This is a genomic window from Thomasclavelia sp. (genome assembly GCF_047249845.1).
Taxonomy (GTDB): Bacteria; Bacillota_I; Bacilli_A; order Erysipelotrichales; family Coprobacillaceae; genus Thomasclavelia.
On sequence record NZ_JBKTWO010000003.1, the window covers coordinates 33,759 to 57,166 of the forward strand.

The following is a 23,408-nucleotide window of genomic DNA, read 5'->3' on the forward strand; positions in this document are numbered from 1 at the left end:
TTAATTATATTTTTTTACCAACAACCTCAGCAATCTTGCTGATTTGTTTCAATAACTCTTCATATCTTTCCGGTCTTAATGACTGTGGTCCATCACATAATGCTTTTTCTGGATTGTTATGCACTTCTATCATTAATCCATCTGCACCCGCTGCTACTGAGGCCTTCGCCATTGGTTCTACCAGCCACCATTTTCCTCCTGCGTGACTTGGATCTATCACTATTGGTAAATGTGTCAGTTTCTTTACTACTGGTATTGCCTGTAAATCTAATGTATTTCTTGTGTATGTCTCAAATGTCCTTATTCCTCTTTCACATAATATCACATTTGGATTCCCATTGGCCATGATATATTCTGCTGACATGATCCATTCTTCAAATGTCGCACTTAGTCCCCTTTTTAACAGAATCGGTTTTTTTGTTCCCGCTCCTACTTTTTTCAACAGATCAAAGTTCTGCATATTTCTTGCTCCAATCTGGATCAAATCTACCTTCTCATTAAATTCTTCTAGATACTGTACATCCATCAATTCTGAACAGATTGGCAGACCTGTTGCCTCTTTTGCTGCTACCAGGATATCCAGACCTGACGAACCCATCCCCTGAAATGCATATGGCGATGTTCTTGGCTTGAATGCCCCTCCCCTTAAAATATTTGCTCCAGCCTCTTTAGCCGCTTTAGCAATCTCAATCACCTGTTCCTTGCTTTCAACTGAACAGGGACCAGCAATCAATGCCAGATTATCCCCACCGACTTTGACTCCATCAACATCAACGATCGTATCATCAGGATGGAAGGCCCGGTTAGCTAATTTATATGGCTCTGATACTTTCATTACCTTTTCAACACATTCTTCTACTTCGATTATTTTGGGATCAATTTGAGTAGTATCTCCAACCATTCCAATAATTGTTTGAATCTCTCCTTTTGAAACATGAGGTACTGCACCCCGAGCTCTAATCACATCTTCAATTTTTTTAATACTTTCATCACTTGTGTGTGGTTTTAAAACAATAATCATTTTCATTTCCTCCTATAAATAAAAAAACTCGTCCTAATCAAAGGACGAGATATCTTCGTGGTACCACCTTTATTCACTAACAGATCACTCTATCAGCCTCATCAAGTACGCTATCTACATAGTTCATACTCTTACACGCTAACGGGTGTTACCGGAGATGCCTACTTGATTCAACATTCTACTCCTTGATGTATTCAACTATTCATTTGGATATCGTCACACCACACCGATACTCTCTTTGCCTAAACTTATAGTCTACTCTTTCAATTCATCGTATTTATTCTATGTATTTATCATACTCACTATTTATTTAAATGTCAACTAGCATACTAGATTTTAATTTATCTATTTTAATATATTTCTTAATATCATCTTAAATCATAATCCTTAAATTTATACAATACTTAATTACTATCCATTATCTTTTTTTGTTTATAATAAACGTGTATCGCTATTACTATGTTAGATATAATTATTAAAATTTACTATCATTGATTGTATGTACATAAAACAGTTCATAAAATGCTAATTATTGTAATTTTCTATCATTTTACATAATCTCATCATTATAAATACAAATCATAATTTTAAAAGTGCAGTATCCACAATCAATTATGAATACACTTTACTATATCCAATAACAAAACAAAGGTTTTCATCATTACCCCAATAATAAAGTTTTTTTCTATAAGCTCATCATTAATTTATTTTAAAGCAACAATAGTACAAAAAACAATTTTAAATATTTGCTATATAAGCTTTACATCTTTCGTTTAATATATTTTTCTAGATTAGAACAATAAAACATATCCAAAATCTTTATAATAATCATTTGTAAAGTTTTTATTCTAGCATCACATTCCAGTACTTTTTTCTTATTTCAATATTCTTTCTAATGTCTTCCTTACATTGTGCGCCGCATCTTCTTGTATTTCAATTATTTTAGCTCCTTTTGATCTAGCAACCTCTCTTAGATCACACGCAATCGCTGTATGATAAGAACAACCAATCACAATAAATACATCATCAGGCTCTAAATCATATACCATTTCATAAGCCATTTGATAGTTTGGTGCCGGATCCCCATATAATACTGGTTTATTATACAAACTATAAGCAATGTTCATTTCATCATCTTCAGGTAATCCCCCATGCAATTCTAATGCATCACTACCTGCTAGTTTATGTAACCCATCAATATTCATTGTAATAACAGGTATATTATATTCAGCCAAACTATAATGTGCATCATTTGGCTTAGCCCCATTCATATTAGCTTTTAATTGTTTAATAACTTTATTATATTCTTCATGATGGCTATTAGCATAACTTCTAAATAATTTTTCTCTTACATCTGGTCTTTCCATAAAAGTAGGAATATTTGATTGCTTTGATATTCCAGCTCCTGTAAATGCGATAACTTTCATTTTGTTCTCCTTTAATTCATCTTTTATATAGTATATTATTAAATACTTCTGATATTTCCATATTCTATATTTTATTATCATATCACTGATATCACAATTAAAAGCCCATTATTAGGCTTGGTTAAATTATTTTTATTGATTCAATTATCATAAGAATTGATAAAATCAAAATTATTATTCCTCCAATATTTTTAAAATAATCTCTTACTCGATACTGAAGTTTAAATTTAGGTCTATTCTTAAATTCTTTGATAATTAAAATGACCGCTATAATTATTACTGCTATAATTAATATATTAATTATTATCTGAAATACTTCATTATTAATATCCTCTAATTGACCAACAGCATTATTTATCATATGAATTGTAATAGCAGGGATTATAGAATTACTTTGTAAAGTTACCCAACACAAGAACAACGAGACAATAAATGTCGGAATTGATTGAGGTAAATTACCATGCATTAAAGCAAACAATAACGAAACTATGATAGACGCAAAAACATATCCATATTGTTTTAGTTTTCCTAAGATCAGTCCTCTAAATATCAATTCTTCTGACACTGGTGCAACAATAACAGTATAGATGATTAAACAAATATTTGAAATTAAACTATCACTAGTTGAAAAATCCGGTGTTTCAAAAATAACTATTCCCGATAATAAATCCATTATATACCCTATTACTAAACTTGTTAACCAGGCTGCACCTAAAGCCATAACGATAAACTTTAAATATTGTAATAAATTAAAATCATCACTTATCTTAATAGGAATGCTTAATTCAAACTTTTTTTGGTATTTCTTAATTATATAAAAAGTTACAAAACCAGTAGTGATAAGAGGTGAAAGAAATAGTATTATATCCTCTCCTATTTTCATTCCTATAAATATTGGCTCAATAATTAACATGACAATTAATTCTAAAAGCATATAAAAAAGCAGCATTCGATTAAGTTTTTTAGCATCAGTGTCAAATTGCATTAAATTACTCATATACTTTTCCTCCTATCTATTTTTTCTTTATAATTATTTTATCATTTAAATATTATATATGTCAAATATTGACATAATAAAACTAACTATAAAAGTTAGTTTTATTAATTATTTATCTATGTAATTACATACTCGTTTTAAATCTTCACGAATTAATAACTGTTGCGGACACATTTTTTCACAAGCACCACATTGTTTACAATTTTCTGCTTTCTTTTCAGGAGCCATATTAGCAAGTTTTGTTTTAAACATCTCATGTCCTCCATAAATATATCCGTTATTCCAATATTTAAAATTCGTTGGAATATCTACTCCAAATGGACAAGGCATACAATAACCACATCCTGTACACCCATTTTGTGTTCTTGATTTTAAAGTATCCTTTACTTCTTGAATCAATGTTAGTTCATCTTCATTTAAGTATTCAAAATTTTCAAATACAGCTAAATTATCAAGCACCTGATTATAAGTAGACATACCACTTAAAACAACTTTTACATTTGGTAGACTAGCAATATATCGTAAGGCCCAAGATGAAATACTTGCCTGAGAATTATATTTTTTAAATTTATCAGTTATATCACCTGGCAAAGATGCTAATGCTCCCCCTTTTATTGGTTCCATAACAATTAAAGGAATATTATATTTTTCCGCTAATAAATAACCTTTCATCCCTGCCTGAATATCCATATCCATATAATTTAACTGTAATTGACAAAAATCCCAATCATAATATTCTAAAATTTCTTTAAAAACAGGATATTCATCATGAAAACTAAACCCAAAATAACGTATTTTACCCTCATCTTTAAACTTTTCACATAAATCCAGTATGTCATATTTAATTACTTTATCCCATTTTTCCTTATCTAATGCATGTAATAAATAAAAATCAACATAATCAACATCTAATCTCTTTAATTGATCTAAAAAAACTTTCTTTGCATCTTCTTTACTAGAAACATCCCAAATCGGTAATTTAGTCGCTAGAAAAAAATCTTCACGATTATATTTCTTTAATACCTTTCCAACAAATGGTTCACTATCCCCATTGTGGTAAGGATATGCTGTATCAATATATGTTACTCCTGAACTAATAGCCTTATCAAGCATTTTTTCAGATTCAGCTTCATCAATATTACCATTTTCATCCAACGGAAAGCGCATACATCCAAATCCTAATAAAGAAGGATTAATTCCCAATTTTTCAATCTTTTTTGTTTTCATCTCAATTCCTCCATAATACTACATATATAAATATTATACTATGGAATAATATTTTTGCCATATTTAAATATTCTTAAGAAATATCAAAATAGATATATGTTATTATATAAATATAGGGAGCTTTAAAATGAAAAAAAATAACAATTTATTTGATTATACCTTAATTTTTATATCAATTATATCAATTGGATATTTTATCCTTGTAATCTTAAATTCACGTTTTATTACCGCATATCTTGCTTACCCAAGCATTTCATTTATATGTATCTTTTATGGTTGTTATGAACTAAAAAATAATATTAATCTCTTATCTAAACTACCTCTTAAATTAGACCATTTTATAAAAATAATATTTGTTATAATAATATCGTTATTTATTACAATAGAAGGACTAATTATTCATGAAAGATTCAATAACCATCTAAAGGATAGTGATTATGTTATTGTGTTAGGATCGCGATTAAATGGTAATACCCCTTCACAACTATTAAAATACAGATTAGATGCAGCTTTTACATATCATCAATCATTTCCAAATGCAATGATTATTGTTAGCGGCGGTCAAGGAAATGGTGAAGATATTAGTGAAGCTAAAGCTATGAAAGAATATCTTATTGAAAAAGGAATTAATGAGGACTTGATAATTGAAGAGGATAAAAGTACTAATACAAACGAAAATATCATTTATAGTAAAAGAATCATTGATTCTCTAACAAAAAACGATTATAAAGTAATGATTATAACTAATGGTTTTCATTGTTATCGTAGTAAATTACTTGCAAATAAGCATAATTTGACTGCCTATACATATAGTGCTAAAGAAAATATAGATATTGCTTTACACTATTACATAAGAGAATTTTTTGGTTGTTTAAAAGATGTTTTAATATCCTAATTATTCCAAATTAATCACATAATTATTTATAATTATTATAGTAACCTATAAAAGGAGGGATAAATATGTTTAGTAAATTATATATCACAATTAAATCAAATAATGAATTAGACGATAGCATAATTGATCCTATTACATTTATCTTAATGGATTGGGGTAGCAAGAACGAGCTAATTGATTGGGATATTTATCCTAATCGAGCTAAACTTGAAATTAGTACCGAAGAAGATAACTACACCCCTTATAGTATCACATACCAAGGAATGGATTTAATTATGGAATTATGTTATGAATATGAATTTATAATGACAATCATTAATAATGATAACATTAACGAAACATACACAACATATTATAGTAAACCTGGTTGTAATAACTTTGAAACAGATATATCTGAATTATTAGATTAAAAACTCATTTCGAGTTTTTTTGTTTTTTTTTACATTTTCTCTTTACATTTATCAAAATATTATATATAATCATTCTTGCGTTGAGAGTTAACAAGCTCTTGATTAGATATTTATGGCGGACGTGGTGAAGTGGTTAACACACCAGATTGTGGCTCTGGCATTCGTGGGTTCGATTCCCATCGTCCGCCCCATTTTTTTTTACAATAATTTAGTCTATCAATCTCTTTAAGTATTTATATACATTTTATGAATACATAATTTTATATAAATATTCTAATAGTTTATCAATCCAATTGATGACTAAAAGATTATTTATATTGAATTATATTATTATATTCGTTATAGCATTAGTTGAAATTATAACAAATCGATATAATTAGTTACAATTTTTGCAGGGATTTTTATGCCAACTAACATATGAAACAAAGTTTTTCACTGTAGAAACTTTGTTTTTTATTTACTTCTATTTATTATTACTTTGATATATAGGATAATACTAAAATATTTTTTCTATCTTATTAATTTTATATTTTATTTCTGTAATAAACTAATTTCTAAACAATGATTTTTGTCTCTTTTCAAGTCATATCTTACTTTTGTATTGTTTTCTTATAAAATCAAATACTTCTTTTATTTAATTAATTGTCTCAATATATTAGACTTATAAAGATTTTTCAGGTTCTTAAACTTAAAAATTATTAGTAAATAAATTCAAAGCAGAAATCATAGATGACTTTTATAAAACAATTAAGAAATAAGCTATAAACTTTTGTAATTTATTTTATATAAGTAACACTAACAAAGAAATTGAAGCTGCAAAATATACCTAAGAAAATATTTCCAAAACACATAATTTTTAAAGGACAAAATATATTAATTTCCAAATATTTAAAATTAAAAAACTATTACTTTCACCAATCAATATCCACACTAAGCTCATGTATTCTCAAACCATAAATCGATAATTCTAGTTAGCTGACTACAACGTCATCATTGTCAATTAAGTATATTTTACAATAAGTGAAATAAAAAAATATTTTATGTTTTGAATGCAATGATACAATGTTCAAAAAGTAGTAATTTCTAATACACTGTTATCAACAACAAATCCAAATTTCTAATCAAGTAAGAGGAAATAATTATCTCCGACCTCTCACACCGCCTAGTAAGCCATTTAGCACTCAGTAGTTTAAATCTATATAATATAAGTTAACTTATAGAAATGAATTTGCATAAATGTTCCTACAACTTTTTATGACTTCGTATTACTTTTCACCACATTATATTCGTGTTCCTCGTACTGGAGTTTTCAAATTCCACTTCACTCTTGATACTGCCTAGTGATCAGCAGCTGCGATATCTCCCTCGCAATAGACTTTCACCACCTAGATATATGCCACCAAAAAAGGTAACATTTTTATACAAATGTTACCTTTTAATTTTTTATATTTTAAATTTCTTTTCTTTTTTTGTTTCCGTAGATTACTAATGAAGCAAGTGCGAGTCCTGCTAGTGGATACATCATATTCGTTGTATCTCCTGTCTTTGTTGCATTTACTGTTGTATCTCCTGGTTTTACAGTAGTTCCAGGATTATTAGTATTATTATCTACTGGTGGATTACTTGGATTAGCTACTAATCCAGCCATTGCTTTTGTTAATCCATTTGTTGCATCATTTATTTGGGCTTCTGTTGCTTCTGGATCATTTAATACTTTATTAGCATTATCTAATTCTCCTTCAAATAAAGCCCATGATGCTGCTGTATAGTTAACTTTATTATATCCGTTTGCCTTATTAATTAAATCTTCTAATAAGTTTTTATTTGGTTTTAATCTTAAGTTAACAAACGCTTTTACTAACTCTGTATATACATCATCTACTTCTGGCTGCATAGCATTTTCATCAGCTAATACTTTATTAACTTCCGTTAATACTAATTGTAATGCACTCCATGTTGATTCTGTATAATCACTTGCTGTTAAGTTAGCAATCTTATCCATCATTTCTTGTAATGCAATCTTATCACCTTTATAGAATTCTAACATCTGCATTACTTTAGCTAAACGATCAAATGCATTATTTACTTCTTCTTGACTTGCATTGTCTTTTGCATAGATAGTTTCAGCATTTTCTAATGCTGCTTTGAATTCATCAGCTACTGCTGGTACTAATTTACCCAACTGTTCTTGAGTTACATCTTTTGCCATATCAATCGCTATTGATAATGCTGTTTTATTTGTTGTAGTTTCTTCCTTTCTAACTAACTGTTCTCTAGCATTAATCAACTGATCTTTTACTTTATCTATATCTGCCTGAGAACTATTACTATTATCAGCAATAATTGCAATAGCATTATTAAGAACTTGTTTATACGCACTCCAAGAATCAACTGTATATTCATTTTCTACCAAACTACTATAATCTTTTACCAAAGCATCTAACGCATCCACATTACCACGTTCTACTAGACTATCCAAGAATTCTTGAATTCTATTACAGATTTCAAATAAATCATCTTCACCTGCATCCTTATTATTAATCACTTCATCAGCTTTCAACAATAAGTCATCAATTACCTTTTGATCAAATGATGACGTTGTATAATCATTTTCATCTAGTTGGTTAACCGTTGTAACCATGTTCATTAATATTGTTTTATCAATTTCATTATTATCTTCGTCAACAGGTGCAAAGAAACTAAATTCTGCAGCCGAAGCAAATTTATTGATAGTATCACCATGTGAACCAGTAATTACCATTCGAACTGATTTAGCTGTTTTTGAATCAAATTTTACTGTTTTTAATGCATTATCACCACTCCAAGTATAATTCTCAACAATTTTAGATTCAATATTATTTTCATCAGTTACGTATAAATCAAATTTTGTAATATTTCCATTAGTTCCATTTTGACGTGGTAAGTAATTTAATTTTGCTATTTCTGTTGGAGTATCAAATGTAAATGTCACTTCAACTGGTAATGTTACAGAGCTATCATGCCAATTTGAATGCCAGATCGTATTTGGATTATTATCCAATGTATTAGCAATTACTTCGCCATCAGCAGTATTTTCTGTTGATGCTGATGCACTTATAATATTATTATCTATCTTACCTTTTTCTTCATCACTACGAGCAATTTTGACATTATCTATTTTACCCTTAATTGCATTTGTCTTAGAACCAATTCGATCTATTGATAAAGCAAACGTACTATTAGTGATACCACTCTTTTTAACCATATCATTATGAACAAACTGACCTGTTGCATAAGCTACAAATTCACCATCCACATATAAAGCGGTTTTTAAATTTGATGTTCTAATAGTTATATTAGTCCACTTATTTAAAGGTAATTCATAATTAAATTCATAATTATATAATTCTCTTGTAAAACCAAGTTTACCATTTTCAGTAATACGAATATCATGGCTACCATAAGCACTGTCAGATTCAAATAAAATCTGTCCTGATTGAGCTTCTTCTAATTTTAAATCAAATGATAATTCATTACCATCACCTAACTTATTAAGCGGGGTTTCAATATAGCTTTCTCCACCTTCTAATTTAACTGCATTAGATTTTTTTCCTTTTGAATATACAACATTTGTTGCATCAGATAAATCACGATCATTTTTTGAAACATCATTTAACTCATTATTTTCTTCAAATGTATAATTAGCATAAACCCCATCAACTTCTGTTTCTTCAAATAATGGATTACTATTAGGTGCTAATCCAACCTGATCACTAGCCGCTTTAACATTAGCTAAACTTTCTTTTTCTTTACCATTTGCCCATGTTTTTTCTGCAATTACTGGTAATGCATCTTGGAAACGCTTATACATATCCGCTTCACTTAAACCACTAGCACGTTTATCAATATTATCATTCCAAATTGCAAAAGCAGCTCCTAAAGTTTGATCATCACCAGAAGGAATACTCTTCCATCCTGATTTAGTACTAACAATATTTGGTTCAAAATTATTAAATAAATTATTAGTATTTAAATAATCATTATACGATCCTTGTCCACCACTACCATTAGGGACCATATACATATATGTATCAATCGTATTAATTACTTTATAACCCATATCATACATTTCTATTCCATCAGCCCAATCACGTGACCATAAATTCATTTCTACATTTTCAATTGCTTCTTTATTTATTTGAGTCTCTGGATTATCTTTAATCCAAGTTAATCCTCCCCACATTCTAACTGGATTAGTTTGTTTTACGTGAGGTACAAAGTCATTAATAAAGTTACGATAAGCTGTATAATCTGCTAAAAATTCATCTGCCCCAATATGTACTGTTGTTTGACTATCAAAAGTTGCATCTTCACCAGTTGTATACTCATCAAATATTTCTTTAACTTTCTCTATTGCTTCAGGTTTACTAATATCAATATGATCAACTAATGGTCTTCTTGCAGCAGTAGATGATGTTTGGTTTTTAACCATTATTTCAGGAAATACTTTAGTAAATGAATTTGCATGGGCTGGAATATCAATTTCAGGTACAATATTCACACCAAATTTTCTTGAATCTTCAATAAATTGTTTAAATTCAGCTTTTGAATATGCATAATCTTTAGCTGTAGCTGATTCACCTTCAGCATTTTTAACATTAGATTCTAATCTAAACGCATCATATGCTTTAAATGCCTCATTTTCAGTTTCATGAACACCATAGTCTTCTAACCAAATATAATTATCACTTAAATGGACCTGGAAATCATTCATTTTATGCCATGCCATATTTTTAGCGATGTCTTTTAAAACATCCATTGAAAAAGGCTTACGAGCTACATCTAACACAAATCCTCTAACTTTATATTTTGGATAATCTCTTGTCTTACCATATGGTAAAATATTTTTATTTTCATTTTGTGTCAGGATTTGCAAAATTGTTCTTGTTGACCAATAGGCACCTAATTTATTAGTAGCAGAAACTTTCACTTGATCTTTTATATCAATGAAATAACCTTCATCACCCATAAAATCATCTTCACTATTTAAGGTAAAATAGAAATCACCAGCGCTTGCACTATCACTATAAGTTATATCAATCTCACGACCTGTAATATCTTTATAATCATTTTGAAATTCTTTTGCCATGTATTCTAATTCTGATTTATATACTGGATCAATAACAATTCGACTACTTTGAGTAACAACAAAATTTTCACTGCTATCACTATACCACTCGGCCAATTCTGGAGAAACAATTGGTTTTTCATTTCCGTTATTTGACTCATAAACACCAGGAATTATAACTGAGTAATCACTAGTTATCTTTTCTTCTCCTGTAATATTATTTTTAATCTTTAATGATATTTTAACTTCTTTATCTAAAAGCGGTCTATAAACATTAAAATCTTTATCTACTATTTGTTCAAAATCAGCACCATTATTTTCAATCGTATATCCTGCCACTTTTGGTACAACTATCTTGTTTGCTTCCAAATCATAGCTTGGACGCACATCATCAATAGTAATACCAGTTTCTGGAGTTACCTCACTAAAAGGATAATCATATAGTTCAAATTCACTAATTGCTCCATTATCCCAAACTTGACTATTGTGTGTTTTTGTCACTTCAACGCGGACATAGCGTCCACTAACTGTTTCATCAAATAAATGTGTACTTAAAATTGTTTCATTATCCATAGTTTTAGTTATCGACGGATCATTTTCATCAAAAATTTCATCTTGTGAAACAGTAATTTTAAATTCCTGAATATTATTTTTTGGGGCATCCTTGCGATCCTCTGCGAACATTCTAATATACTTTATATCTTTTTGTTCACCTAAATCAATATCCAATATTGGTTTTGTATTCCTACTTGATGATAACTTAGTAGTATAATCACCATCTATCGCTTTATCATAGGTATTTCCATAACCCTCTGTATTTTGACCTGTTGCTGTCGCACCAAGTGACAAATTAAATGGTTTTTCATATAATTCAAATTCACAAATAGCCGCATTATCCCATGAAGAATCACCGTGTGTTTCCAATACCTCTAACTTTACATAACGAGCAACTATTGTTTTAGATAATAATACATCATCCCTGCACGTATTAGAATCAAGTGTTCTTTCAACACTTGCCTTTCCCTCAGTAAAATTTTCATCAGTTGCAAATATTACTTTATAACGTTTGACATTATTTACAAAACCATCTTTTCTTTGTTCTAAAAACAATCTCATAAAGCTTATTTCTTTTTCTTGTCCTAAATCAAGCACTAAAGTTGGTTTCGTATTTTGCAATGATGCTAATCGAGTACTATAATCACCATCTATAGCTTTGTCGTATGTATTTCCATATCCCTCTGTATTTGTACCATCAGCACTTGCATTCAAAGCAAAATTAGGATTTTCAGGTGTTGCAGCCATCGTTGGCATAACAACATTTGATAATGCCATAGTTAGAACTAATTGCCCTGCACAAATCTTTTTAAAATAGTTATTCATCTTCCCTTTTCCTTTCCTTTTCTAGAATCTTTGTTTCAAATTTAAAATAAATATTTCTATTACTGCATCCCTCCTTTATCAATCATATTTAAAACACTAAAAAACAAGACAAAAAAGACTTTATTTGTTAGTGCCTTTTTGGTCTTGCCTACTTAAAGTAACAATCCAATTGTTTATATCACTATAAATATATATTGCTAGTAAAAAATTTATAGTGTCTAATTAATAGTATAAAGATAATTTATATACTTTTCAACACTTTTCACTAAACTAAAACATTAAATAAAGTATGGTTTTATCATATCAAAATTAACTTATAATAATAAAAAAGAAATAATTCCACTTTATGACAAAAAACATCCTGTTTATAATCATATTGCTCATAAATTTAATGTTAATGATAATAGTATAGTTGTATTATTAAAAAATACCATCTCAATAAAGAAAAAATCTCTTACCAAACAAAATAATAGAACTCTTATATCTGATATCTACCCCTAGCTTTAATAGTGAACAAAACAGATATGTTAAATATATGATTACTGAAGCTCAATTCATATTAAGAAAAAACTGTCTTAATAATTTTATTACGAAGAATTTTTTGATAAATAAGGTATAAGATATTAAAAATATAATGACCAAATATATAAGATATAACAAGAAAAGACTTAACTCCTTTACAAACCAGGAATCAAGCCTAATACTTAATTAAATTATTTTATCCAACTTATTGAATTTACTTCATTTTCAGTGTTTATAAAACCTATGCAAACCTTAACTCTATTATTACAAATACAAAACTGATAATAAAAATTATTTTTTAGCTAATATTATCAGTAAAGTACGAATTAAAAATAACTATATATTACTTTTACCAAAATATAATTAAAGGGCATTAAACACAATGTGCAATACCCTTATAATAAGTCTTATAAATATCTTCTCGCTGTAACATAATTTTTATGAAGTGCAGATATTTTTACTACATCACCAGTTTGAGGCGAATGTACCATTTGTCCATCACCAATATAAATTCCTACATGAGTAATACGCCCTGCACTAGAGCCAAAGAAAACTAAATCTCCTGGTTGAAGATCTCCACGCTCAACCGGTGTTCCACCCTGAGATTGAGACTGAGCTGTTCTTGATAATGATATTCCATGTTGGCGGTATACCCAAGATGTAAATCCTGAACAGTCAAATGAATTTGGCCCAGTAGCTCCCCACACATAAGGACTACCTAATTTTGTATAAGCAGTTTCTAAAATTTTTGTTCCCGGTGTATAAACCTTAACATTTAAAGTTGCAACCGACTTGTTACCTAATGTATCAGCGACTGTATATGTTACTGACTTATCTCCTGTTGAGCTGGTATCAATATTACTAATCTCAACATTAGCAGTAACATCACCATCTTTATTATCAATAGCAGAAACTAAATATGAGCGAGGATCAAACTGGTCACCTTTAACCACTTCTGTACTAACAGTAGTTAAATTAATTTGAGGACCGCTGATATCTTTAACAGTAAAATTCAATGTAGAAACCACTTCATTTTCAGCTTCATCTTTTGTACTAACTTTTATAGTTTGAATTTCATTTTCTTTTCTAGTATCGACAGTACCAGTAACAGTATTAGTTACTATACCCATATCATCTGTAGCTACTAAATAATTATCCAAATTAAATTCACTGCCATAATCAATAATAATATCTTTACCTTGTGGCAACGTAACACTTGGCGGTGTTAAATCAGAAACAGCAAACTCAAACATTTTTTCATTCACATTACCTGATGAATCAGTTACTGATAATGTGATATCCTGAATCCCAGGTTTAGCAGCATCTAATTCTTTATCAGTTTCAATAAACGGTGATACATCACCATCAACATTATCAATTGCTGTGATATAACTTGAAACATCACTACTTCCATTAATTGGAACTTGAACAACATATCCTTTATCAGCTCCAACAATTTTAAATTGTGGCGCCTCATCATCTACCACTTCAACATCAATTGTTTTAGTAGTCTCATTTGATGAACAGTCACTCGCACTAACTGTTAATCCATAAGTACCTAACTGCATTACATTAATATTACTCTCTTTAACATCAACAACTAATTCATCTCTTTGATCATGATTATCTGTAATATCAATAACATTTAAATCTAATTTTTCTCCATATGCAACCTCAATTCGATTAGAAACAATGATTGGTGCTTCTTTATCGACTGCGGCATAACCTACTAACATAAATACTGATACCCCAAGAATTGGGATAAACATTGCTTTCCGTTTGATAATATTTTCATTAATAAAACTATTCAATTTTTTGTTCAGTTTTTCTTCCATTAACTCACTTCCTATCTAAAACGTACATTTTAATTATAGCACACATTAATACCAAATGCAAATTTGCTTGATTTAATCAAATTATTTTAAATTATTAAAGAAGATGTTTAATATATAAAACATAAAAACCACTATTTTAAGAGATAAATTTAAATTTATAATCCTATTTTTACCCATTTTTTTGTCAATAAACATAATCTAATAAACTTATACGTTTTTATCCTTAATTTTTAATGTTATTTTACAATTTTGATATAAAAAAATGCCATGTTTTTCAACATGACATAATTATAAATCTGCTTTTTCTAATTGAACCAATTCAATTTCCATTGGTGTTAAATTTCCTAAAAAGTCAATTAATACTTTAGCAGTTTCTTTTTCTGTATCAATAGATTCAACCTTACCGCTTTTACCAGCAAAAGGTCCAGTAACTACATTCACTTCATCACCAACTTGATAATCTATACTAACTCCTATACTACTCAAGCCCATCTTTTTCAAAATTGGATCTAATTCACTTTTTTGAAGTGGAAAAGGTTTCGCACCACCACCCGAAGAACCAATAAATCCAGTTACTCCAGAAGTATTACGTACAACATACCAAGCCTCATCAGTCATAATCATTTCAACTAAGACATACCCAGGAAACATATTCTTTGTTTTATTAATTTTTTTACCGTCTTTAATTTCTGTTTCCACATGTTCAGGAATAACAATTTGGAATAAAACATCTTGTAACCCCATTGATTCAACACGTTTTTCCAAATTCTCTTTTACCTTATTTTCATGACCTGAATACGTATTGACAACATACCATTGTCTACCTTCATCATTCATTCCAGTCATCTTAGTTCATCCCCAACGCTTTTAAAATAAATGCAATGATTGCATCACCAGCAAAGAAATACACTCCTAAAACAAAGCAGAACAGCAATACAATTGCAGAGTTCTGTGCTAGTTGTTTCTTACTTAACCAGCTAACTTTTTTAATTTCACTACGAATTCCTTTTAAACTAAACCAATCTCTAAATTTCACGCCTATACCTCCTACTTCGTTTCTTTATGCAGAGTATGTTTCCCGCACTTTTTACAATATTTGTTTAATTCTAATCTTTCAATATTTACACGTTTATTTTTGGTAATCGTGTAATTTCTTGATAAACATTCACTACAAACTAAAATTACTTTTTGTTTCATATAATCAGCTCATTTCTACGCTATTATAATTTATCACAAATATACCAACTAGTCAATTAATTTTAGTTTAGACATCTTTTTTTGAATTCGATAATTAGCATTATACACCTTTTTAACATCTAATTCTAATATTTTAGCTAACTCGATGTCTTTATAACCACATTCATGACCTTTAATTATTGACTGTTCAAAAAATGAACATTTTTCTAAAATATATTTTTCAATATCCTTTCTACGCTCCTGTTGTAACATTTGAACATCAGGCTGATACTCCACACAACTATCTTTAACAACATCTAAATAACTTATTTTACAATCTTCACTACAATAACTATTTAGAGAAAAACAAATAATTTTTTCCTTAATCGTCTTTCTTTTTCTACTAACCAAAATTGAACTAATTGTCCGCTTAATAATCAAAGATAAATAACTCTTAACTAACATTCCTTTATCCGGTCGATAACTATCCAGGTTTTTAACACATCTTATCACAACATCCTGAATGCAATCCTCTCTTTCATTACGATAATTTTCATTATAAAAGTAATAAGCCGGTAACATCAGTTCCACTTGCCAATAACAATATTTAATCAAGAGCGCCCCAGCAACAGGGCTACCTTGTCGATATAAATAATACAATTCTTCAATATTGTAACCATCCATGGTTACCTCCTTCCCGCTTACAAAGGATTACGAGAATTGTATACCTGGTATAAAATTACCGCTGTTGCTACAGACGCATTTAAAGAAGTAACATGTCCCACCATCGGTAGAACAACATTAAAATCACAATTCTTTTTTACCAGCCTAGATATTCCAAAACCTTCAGAACCTATAACAATCACAAGAGGCATATCATAATCAATCCGTCGATAATCTTGCGACTGATCAAGATCACAACCTACTACCCAAAAAGAACGTTTTTTCAAATCCTCCAAAGTTCTAGTAAGATTTGTAACCTGAGCCACTTTTACATAATCAATAGCACCAGTTGACACTTTGGCAACCGTTGCATTTAAGCCAACACTGCGATTTTTCCCAATTATCACACCATCAACGCCTAAAGCATCGCATGTTCTCAATATCGCACCTAAGTTATGAGGATCTTCTAGTCCATCCAGCATCAATAATAAAGGCTGTTTCCCTTCAGGAATACTATTAAGTATCTCATCAACACTATAATAGCGATACTCTTCTACTTCAGCCATTACCCCCTGATGTGTTACATTTCCTAATTTCTTGATAAATTCAGACTTATCAACCAATTCAAAACGAACTTTTCTTCTTTTGCATAGTTCAATAATCTTGTTATCCTTTACGTTGTTTTGGATATACACAGTATACACACTCTTTTCTCCCTTCAAAGCCTCTAATATTGTGTTTTTACCATATATATATTGTTTCATATTTTTCACCTATTTTCGTCTCAAATTTATCTCAATTTTATTTTCCATTTATATATTCTTTATAACGATTAAATATCACATCTAATCGTTCATAATTCTCTTCTAAATATAAAGTCCCAATGACCGCTTCAAAACCTGTTGAATGTATGTGATCAAGACTTTCCTTTTTACTTTCTTTAGTATTACGACCTCGTTTATATATACCAATCTCTGTTTCATTAAAAAATCCTTCAGATATCATTTCATGCATAAACTTCGCATGTGAAGAAGCTGAAACATACTTTATAGCTTCTTTTTGAAAATCATTAGGTTTTACTAATTTACTTTCTCTAACCAAATAATCTCTGACCATCATTTCAAAAACACTATCTCCTAAATACGCTAAAACAGTTGCATTTATCAATTCGGGACGCATTAAATAATCTCCTTTTCAATTAATTCCACACGCAATTTATCAGCTGTTTCAAAGTCCTTAGTCTCTTTGGCCATTATCCAATTTTGGTACAGTTCTAATTCCTCCACTGTTAATTGTCGTGGTTGAAAAACAAAACCAACTACAGCTGTCATTTTAAGAAGAGTATTATAATTTTGTAAAATAATTTCATTATTTTTTTCTTTAGTTCTCATCAACTGATTTAAAGACTTAACCTGATTTAAAATTTGTGTAAGTGCAAGCGATGTATTTAAATCATCCTGCAGTGCCTCAACCATTACATCAACCGTTTCCTTATAATAATCATCACCAGAAATATCATTAGTTTGTAAATATAACGATGTTGATTTGACTACATTATTAACTTTTGCAACTTCTTTTTTAACATTTTTAAGAACCTCATCCGTTAAATTTAACGGATTACGATAATGACTAGATAACATAAACCACTTGTAAACATTACATCCAAGTTCATGAATCATATCCTTGGCCCAAACAACATTCCCTAAAGATTTAGACATCTTTTGATTATCAATATTAATCATTTGATTGTGCATCCATGTATGAGCAATAGGGTGATGATGACAAGCCATAGACTGAGCAATCTCATTTTCATGATGTGGGAATTTTAAATCCTGACCGCCTCCATGAATATCAATTTTACCACCCTCAAAAATATCGTTTATCATGACAACACATTCAGTATGCCATCCAGGACGTCCTTTAGACCATGGGCTGTCAAATTGGATACCTTCATCAGTTTTTTTCCATAATGCAAAGTCTGTTGATTCTTCTTTCCTATCATTTTCATCAACTCTCTCACTTGCACCTGCAACTAAATCTTCTATTTTAATCCCTGACAGTTGCCCATATTCTTTTATTTTCGAAACTCTAAAATACACATCTCCATCAACTTCATATGCATATCCAGTTTTGACCAAACTGTCAATAAAACCAATTATCGCATCCATGGTATTTGTTACCCGAGGTGCATAAGTAGGGAACAACAAATTTAAATTACGCCGTACTTCTTCATACGCTTTGATATACTTATCAGTTAATTCTTTTTCACTAATCCCTTCTTGTTTGGCTGCTTTAATGATTTTATCATCAACATCAGTAAAATTAGATACAAAAACCACTTTATATCCTATATACTCAAATGTTCTTCTTAAAACATCAAAAACAATCATTGGACGAGTATTCCCTATATGAACATAGTTATATACAGTCGGTCCACAAACATAAATACTTACTTCACCTTTTCGTATAGGTTTAAATTCTTCTTTTTTGTTTGTAAGAGTATTAAATAATCTCATAGTTACCTCCATAAATAAAAAAGCATAATATTATCTGGACACATATTGTGTTCTTCCACCTGATAATAGATGCTTTGACATCACTATTAACGCTAGTTCACGTTCTTTCTTTTCAAAAGACTCAGATAAGGGCATTTCAATTATTTCCATTTAGCCATTTCCACCATCAGGCTATCTCTATAAATTTCTGATAATTTACTTAACTTATCTATAATTTAAATATATGTCCTATCTTAACAAAATAAAACTTAAAATACAACTTATTTACCTGTCGACTTTGAAAAACTTTGTAAATAAACACTCATATCTTCTTTATTAGCATCAAAATCATCCTTTGTAGCCCGATAACCATAAATATATGTATGCTTATCACCAAAATAAACAATTTCCATTGTTTTAATTCCTGTATCACTATAATTAAAAAGATATTGATATACACTTAAACCACTATCTAGAGCTGGTCTTGAAACCTCTATTGAATTGGCTCCACTTTGTTCAAGTTCTCCTGTATATAATTCATCTTTATCTTCTACAACATTGTCTGTTTTATCATCAATAACAGTAAAATATAGTGTATTATTATCCTTTGAAAATTCTATTGTTTTTGTATCTTTAGAATTCAAATTAATTACAAAATCATTAGGATAGTAAAAACTAACACCTCCATCAGTACTATACTTTTTTCCTGTTTTTTCTAAATTAACTTCTTGGTCACGTGCCCCACAAGCAATCACAAGGCCCAAACATAAAGTTGTAATAATTATTAAAATTATCTTTTTCATTACAACCACTCCTCTACTAATCTAATTTTACACAACTCTAACTATTATTACAACCTTAATTAACAGTCATTTTTTATCTAAATTAAATCAAAATAATCTAATGCTGTCACAATCCCATCCTCATCAACACTTTTAGCTATATAATCACTAATGCTTTTAGTTTCCTCATGTCCATTTTCCATACAAATTCCTATACCAGCAAACATTAACATTTCAATATCATTATGACCATCTCCAAAAGCCATTATCTCACTTTTATCAAATTCATAATACTCTAACATGGCTTTTATTCCTTCGTGTTTACCACCTGTCTTAGGTATAATATCATAACCACTTTCATACCACTGAGTATATTTACAGCATTTAGTCAACTCCATAATATTTTTAATTTCATCAGATTTCACAAAGGGATCAATTTGATAAATATCATTATTTAACGCTCTATTTATATCTTTAACTGGAGGTAAAGAAGTATTTAAAAAAATTTGTGCATCAATAACTAAATCATCAATCTTATTAACATATAAATCATCAGTTTCAACAAAACTACAAGCTAAATTATATTTTGTTATATACTCAACAATTTTTGCAACATCACCCTTATCAATTGGATTACTGTAAATAGCTTCTTCATGATTAAAACAGTATCCCCCATTTAAAGTTAAATACCCGTCAAAAACAAACTGCTTATTTATTCCTAATTTTTCTAATTCAATATAATGACGTCCAGTAGCAATAAATAACTTAATGCCTTGTTCCCTAAGTTTTTCTAACGCTTTTAAAACACCATCACTTATATACGAGCGCCTCCTTGATATTAATGTACCATCTACATCAAAAAAAATTCCTTTAATCATAAAAATCCTCCTTTTAAGAACACGAAAAGACAGATTACTCTGTCTTTTACCCCATTAACGAATTAAATACTTTTAGATATTGATCTGCACTAGCATCCCAATCCAGTTTAGCATTCATTGCTCTAATCATAATTTGTCTCCATGCCTCTGGATCATCATCATATACCTTTAATGCATAATCGATGGTTTTCATCATCTCATGAGCATTATAATTAGCAAAGCTAAATCCTGTACCTGTATTTGCATATTCATCATATGCCTGAACACTGTCTTTTAATCCACCAGTCTCTCTTACAATAGGAATCGTTCCATACCTAAGCGACATCATCTGCGATAATCCACATGGTTCAAATAACGATGGCATCAAAAACATGTCACAGCCAGCATAAATACGGCAAGATAAACCAAAGTCATATTTTAATTGTAAAGATACTTTATCTGGATGGTGATATGCAATGCCTTTCAATGCGTCCTCATATACATGATCACCAGCTCCTAAGATTACGATTTGGACATTTCTACTACACATTTCACTAAATTGATTAATTATTAAATCTAATCCTTTTTGTTTTGTTAATCTAGTCACTATTCCAATCAAAGCAACATCTCTATTTTCAGGTAAGCCAACTTCTTTTTGAAGTGCCAGCTTATTTACAACTTTATCTTTAAATACTGTTTCAAGATTATAGTTTTTAACGATTTGCGAATCAGTCTCTGGATTGATGACATCATAATCAACCCCATTTAAGATTCCATATAAATCATATTTACGCATTTCTAAAATACTTTGTAATCCTTCTCCATATTCAGGTGTTAATATTTCTTTAGCATATGTTGGTGATACTGTTGTAACAATATCACTATAGAAAATAGCCGCTTTCATCATATTTAAGCATCCATCATTACGACAGTTACCATTATAATATAAATAATTATCTAAACCAAATAATTCACTCAACAACTTAGGATCGGCTTTCCCCTGAAATGCAATATTATGAATTGTAAAAACAATCTTAATATTATCATAATGCTCATAATAACAATATCTTTCTTTATACAACATTGCAATCATCGCAGTTTGCCAATCATGTAAATGAAGAATATCAGGTTTAATATCTAAATGAGAGATTAATTCAAGAACTGCAAAATCAAAATATGCAAATCTCTCATAATCATCATCATAACCGTACAATCCAGGACGTCGATAATACTGTTCATTATCAATAAAATAGAAGCGTACACCATCTACTACATATGTGAAAACTCCACAATATACTTTTCTCCACCCAACCCAAATATCAAAACTAGTCACAAATTCAATTTTATCTGCTAATTTCATATCTTGATATTTTGGTAAAACAACAATACTTTCAACACCTTTCTTTACCATCTCTTTTGGTAAAGAACCTAACACATCAGCTAGTCCTCCTGATTTTATAAAAGGGGTTGCTTCTGATGTTGCAAATAATACTCTCATTAAACAACATCTCCTTCTTTAATATACAATGGAGTATAACTATCACCTTTTAAATTTAACTGCCGTTGTACTTTAGAAGTCTTATCCATAATTACATTTTCAAGATTAGCACCTGGACTAACAACAGACCCAGACATTAAAATACAATTTTTAACAACTGCCCCACTACCAATAACAACATCACGACCTATGATACTATTTTCCACACTACCATTGATCATTGCCCCATTAGCTACAATACTTTTCTTCACTTCAGAACCAGTCAAATATTTAGCTGGTGGTGTATCATTAGTGATTGTATAAATAGGCCAATTACTTTTAAATACTGCTGATGAAATATCTAAATCTAAGAACTCTAATGAATATTGATAATAGTGTTCTAACGAATCCATACAACGTGCATAACCTTTATATTCATAAGCATTAATTTGTTTTTCATCACATAAATATGCTAATACATCTCTTAGACTAAAGAACGAACTAATCTTTTGGGCTTGTTTCATTATTTTTAATAAAGATTTAGTATTTACTACATAAGTTTCTAATGAAATACTACGATCTTTACGACTACCTTTATTGCGCTCAACTTTAGTAACTACTTTATCTTTTATAGTTAAACAATCACATCCTATATACGCCTCATTTGCATCATGTACTTTTTTATAAACCATAGTAATTTCCGCACCAGCTTTTTCATGACTTTCAATCACATCACTATAATCCATAGTTGTAATGATATGAGCTGGAGCAATCACTACATAATCAGCACTATTAGCTTCTAAAAATGCAATATTCTCAATCAAATTGTTAATATCGTGATTATAATTAGGGTTATTAGCATATCTTTCATTATACAAAAAAGATACACCTCCAGCTTTGGAGTTAAAATTCCAAGAATTACCACCAGCTAAATGCTTAAATAATGAACGTGGTTTCTTTTGAATCAATACCCCAACAGCATCAATAGTTGAATTAGACATATTTGATAAAACAAAATCAATCAATGCATATCGTCCTAAAAAACTAACTGATGCTACTGGTCTTCTTTCTGTAAGTCCTACAAAATCTACATCAGAGTGTAAATTAACCAATCCTATTGCTTTTACCATCTCTATT

The 23,408-nt window shown here is 29.6% G+C and carries 19 protein-coding genes, 1 tRNA gene and 1 other annotated feature; of the genes, 3 read left to right on the forward strand and 17 right to left on the reverse strand.

Features of this window, described 5'->3' with window-relative positions; genetic code table 11:
* Nucleotides 1–4 precede the first annotated feature (4 nt).
* From aroF to ACLR9T_RS01220, 4 genes are all read right to left on the reverse strand, one after another.
* Nucleotides 5–1,021, reverse strand: a complete 1,017-nt coding sequence (gene aroF / locus ACLR9T_RS01205; protein ID WP_413107706.1) for a 3-deoxy-7-phosphoheptulonate synthase — start codon at nt 1,019–1,021, stop codon at nt 5–7.
* Nucleotides 1,022–1,058: 37 nt separating this feature from the next.
* Nucleotides 1,059–1,302 (reverse strand) — a binding site (T-box leader).
* A 594-nt stretch (nt 1,303–1,896) separates the two neighbouring features.
* Nucleotides 1,897–2,448, reverse strand: coding sequence for a Sir2 family NAD-dependent protein deacetylase (locus tag ACLR9T_RS01210; protein ID WP_413107707.1), 552 nt, complete (start codon nt 2,446–2,448; stop codon nt 1,897–1,899).
* A 121-nt stretch (nt 2,449–2,569) separates the two neighbouring features.
* A complete protein-coding gene (locus ACLR9T_RS01215; RefSeq protein ID WP_413107708.1) occupies nt 2,570–3,445 on the reverse strand; it encodes a CPBP family intramembrane glutamic endopeptidase in 876 nt (291 codons plus the stop codon).
* Nucleotides 3,446–3,553: 108 nt separating this feature from the next.
* Nucleotides 3,554–4,672, reverse strand: a complete 1,119-nt coding sequence (locus ACLR9T_RS01220) for an aldo/keto reductase (RefSeq protein WP_413107709.1) — start codon at nt 4,670–4,672, stop codon at nt 3,554–3,556.
* A 127-nt stretch (nt 4,673–4,799) separates the two neighbouring features.
* Between ACLR9T_RS01220 and ACLR9T_RS01225 the strand changes: the two genes are divergently transcribed.
* From ACLR9T_RS01225 to ACLR9T_RS01235, 3 genes are all read left to right on the forward strand, one after another.
* Entirely contained in the window at nt 4,800–5,567 is a 768-nt protein-coding gene (locus ACLR9T_RS01225; RefSeq protein ID WP_413107710.1) for a YdcF family protein, read from the forward strand.
* A gap of 65 nt (nt 5,568–5,632) precedes the next feature.
* A complete protein-coding gene (locus ACLR9T_RS01230; RefSeq protein ID WP_413107711.1) occupies nt 5,633–5,977 on the forward strand; it encodes a hypothetical protein in 345 nt (114 codons plus the stop codon).
* A gap of 115 nt (nt 5,978–6,092) precedes the next feature.
* Nucleotides 6,093–6,168 (forward strand) — tRNA-His (locus tag ACLR9T_RS01235).
* 1,259 nt (nt 6,169–7,427) lie between these two features.
* On the opposite strand, the gene ACLR9T_RS01240 is transcribed toward ACLR9T_RS01235, so the two are convergent.
* The 13 genes from ACLR9T_RS01240 to glgD all read right to left on the reverse strand — a co-directional run bounded on the left by ACLR9T_RS01240 (nt 7,428) and on the right by glgD (nt 23,401).
* A complete protein-coding gene (locus ACLR9T_RS01240) occupies nt 7,428–12,464 on the reverse strand; it encodes a discoidin domain-containing protein (RefSeq protein WP_413107712.1) in 5,037 nt (1,678 codons plus the stop codon).
* 929 nt (nt 12,465–13,393) lie between these two features.
* The gene (locus ACLR9T_RS01245) at nt 13,394–14,821 is read right to left on the reverse strand and encodes a C40 family peptidase (RefSeq protein WP_413107713.1); all 1,428 of its coding nucleotides are present in this window, start codon (nt 14,819–14,821) and stop codon (nt 13,394–13,396) included.
* A gap of 288 nt (nt 14,822–15,109) precedes the next feature.
* On the reverse strand, nt 15,110–15,667 hold the full coding sequence (gene nusG, locus ACLR9T_RS01250; RefSeq protein ID WP_413107714.1) for a transcription termination/antitermination protein NusG: 558 nt from the start codon (nt 15,665–15,667) through the stop codon (nt 15,110–15,112).
* 1 nt (nt 15,668) lies between these two features.
* Nucleotides 15,669–15,857 (reverse strand): preprotein translocase subunit SecE, encoded by a 189-nt coding sequence (secE, locus tag ACLR9T_RS01255; protein WP_413107715.1) that lies wholly within the window; start codon nt 15,855–15,857, stop codon nt 15,669–15,671.
* 11 nt (nt 15,858–15,868) lie between these two features.
* Nucleotides 15,869–16,018, reverse strand: a complete 150-nt coding sequence (gene rpmG, locus ACLR9T_RS01260) for a 50S ribosomal protein L33 (RefSeq protein ID WP_413107716.1) — start codon at nt 16,016–16,018, stop codon at nt 15,869–15,871.
* 48 nt (nt 16,019–16,066) lie between these two features.
* A complete protein-coding gene (locus ACLR9T_RS01265) occupies nt 16,067–16,681 on the reverse strand; it encodes a sigma-70 family RNA polymerase sigma factor (RefSeq protein ID WP_413107717.1) in 615 nt (204 codons plus the stop codon).
* A gap of 17 nt (nt 16,682–16,698) precedes the next feature.
* The gene (gene rlmB, locus ACLR9T_RS01270; RefSeq protein ID WP_413107718.1) at nt 16,699–17,424 is read right to left on the reverse strand and encodes a 23S rRNA (guanosine(2251)-2'-O)-methyltransferase RlmB; all 726 of its coding nucleotides are present in this window, start codon (nt 17,422–17,424) and stop codon (nt 16,699–16,701) included.
* A gap of 37 nt (nt 17,425–17,461) precedes the next feature.
* The gene (locus ACLR9T_RS01275; RefSeq protein ID WP_413107719.1) at nt 17,462–17,839 is read right to left on the reverse strand and encodes a Mini-ribonuclease 3; all 378 of its coding nucleotides are present in this window, start codon (nt 17,837–17,839) and stop codon (nt 17,462–17,464) included.
* Nucleotides 17,839–19,176: a cysteine--tRNA ligase gene (cysS, locus tag ACLR9T_RS01280; RefSeq protein ID WP_413107720.1), complete on the reverse strand. Its 1,338-nt coding sequence runs from the start codon at nt 19,174–19,176 to the stop codon at nt 17,839–17,841. The genes ACLR9T_RS01275 and cysS overlap by 1 nt, the downstream gene beginning before the upstream one ends.
* 260 nt (nt 19,177–19,436) lie before the next feature.
* Nucleotides 19,437–19,958: a hypothetical protein gene (locus tag ACLR9T_RS01285; protein WP_413107721.1), complete on the reverse strand. Its 522-nt coding sequence runs from the start codon at nt 19,956–19,958 to the stop codon at nt 19,437–19,439.
* Between the two features lie 77 nt (nt 19,959–20,035).
* Nucleotides 20,036–20,815 carry a Cof-type HAD-IIB family hydrolase gene (locus ACLR9T_RS01290; RefSeq protein WP_413107722.1) on the reverse strand — a complete coding sequence of 260 codons (780 nt, stop codon included), beginning with the start codon at nt 20,813–20,815 and terminating at the stop codon, nt 20,036–20,038.
* 46 nt (nt 20,816–20,861) lie between these two features.
* Entirely contained in the window at nt 20,862–22,292 is a 1,431-nt protein-coding gene (gene glgA / locus ACLR9T_RS01295) for a glycogen synthase GlgA (protein ID WP_413107723.1), read from the reverse strand.
* A complete protein-coding gene (gene glgD, locus ACLR9T_RS01300; RefSeq protein WP_413107724.1) occupies nt 22,292–23,401 on the reverse strand; it encodes a glucose-1-phosphate adenylyltransferase subunit GlgD in 1,110 nt (369 codons plus the stop codon). Before glgD ends, glgA begins: the two co-directional genes overlap by 1 nt.
* Nucleotides 23,402–23,408 lie beyond the last annotated feature (7 nt).

What these genes read in the sequence shown, in the direction of transcription:
- nusG (WP_413107714.1), bottom strand. Translation starts at nt 15,667, where the DNA reads ATGACTGGAATGAATGATGAAGGTAGACAATGGTATGTTGTCAATACG.
- ACLR9T_RS01240 (WP_413107712.1), bottom strand. Translation starts at nt 12,464, where the DNA reads ATGAATAACTATTTTAAAAAGATTTGTGCAGGGCAATTAGTTCTAACT.
- glgA (WP_413107723.1), bottom strand. Translation starts at nt 22,292, where the DNA reads ATGAGAGTATTATTTGCAACATCAGAAGCAACCCCTTTTATAAAATCA.
- rpmG (WP_413107716.1), bottom strand. Translation starts at nt 16,018, where the DNA reads ATGAAACAAAAAGTAATTTTAGTTTGTAGTGAATGTTTATCAAGAAAT.
- ACLR9T_RS01215 (WP_413107708.1), bottom strand. Translation starts at nt 3,445, where the DNA reads ATGAGTAATTTAATGCAATTTGACACTGATGCTAAAAAACTTAATCGA.
- cysS (WP_413107720.1), bottom strand. Translation starts at nt 19,176, where the DNA reads ATGAGATTATTTAATACTCTTACAAACAAAAAAGAAGAATTTAAACCT.
- ACLR9T_RS01275 (WP_413107719.1), bottom strand. Translation starts at nt 17,839, where the DNA reads ATGCGTCCCGAATTGATAAATGCAACTGTTTTAGCGTATTTAGGAGAT.
- ACLR9T_RS01290 (WP_413107722.1), bottom strand. Translation starts at nt 20,815, where the DNA reads ATGATTAAAGGAATTTTTTTTGATGTAGATGGTACATTAATATCAAGG.
- ACLR9T_RS01285 (WP_413107721.1), bottom strand. Translation starts at nt 19,958, where the DNA reads ATGAAAAAGATAATTTTAATAATTATTACAACTTTATGTTTGGGCCTT.
- ACLR9T_RS01265 (WP_413107717.1), bottom strand. Translation starts at nt 16,681, where the DNA reads ATGGATGGTTACAATATTGAAGAATTGTATTATTTATATCGACAAGGT.
- ACLR9T_RS01230 (WP_413107711.1), top strand. Translation starts at nt 5,633, where the DNA reads ATGTTTAGTAAATTATATATCACAATTAAATCAAATAATGAATTAGAC.
- aroF (WP_413107706.1), bottom strand. Translation starts at nt 1,021, where the DNA reads ATGATTATTGTTTTAAAACCACACACAAGTGATGAAAGTATTAAAAAA.
- glgD (WP_413107724.1), bottom strand. Translation starts at nt 23,401, where the DNA reads ATGGTAAAAGCAATAGGATTGGTTAATTTACACTCTGATGTAGATTTT.
- ACLR9T_RS01245 (WP_413107713.1), bottom strand. Translation starts at nt 14,821, where the DNA reads ATGGAAGAAAAACTGAACAAAAAATTGAATAGTTTTATTAATGAAAAT.
- rlmB (WP_413107718.1), bottom strand. Translation starts at nt 17,424, where the DNA reads ATGAAACAATATATATATGGTAAAAACACAATATTAGAGGCTTTGAAG.
- ACLR9T_RS01225 (WP_413107710.1), top strand. Translation starts at nt 4,800, where the DNA reads ATGAAAAAAAATAACAATTTATTTGATTATACCTTAATTTTTATATCA.
- ACLR9T_RS01220 (WP_413107709.1), bottom strand. Translation starts at nt 4,672, where the DNA reads ATGAAAACAAAAAAGATTGAAAAATTGGGAATTAATCCTTCTTTATTA.
- ACLR9T_RS01210 (WP_413107707.1), bottom strand. Translation starts at nt 2,448, where the DNA reads ATGAAAGTTATCGCATTTACAGGAGCTGGAATATCAAAGCAATCAAAT.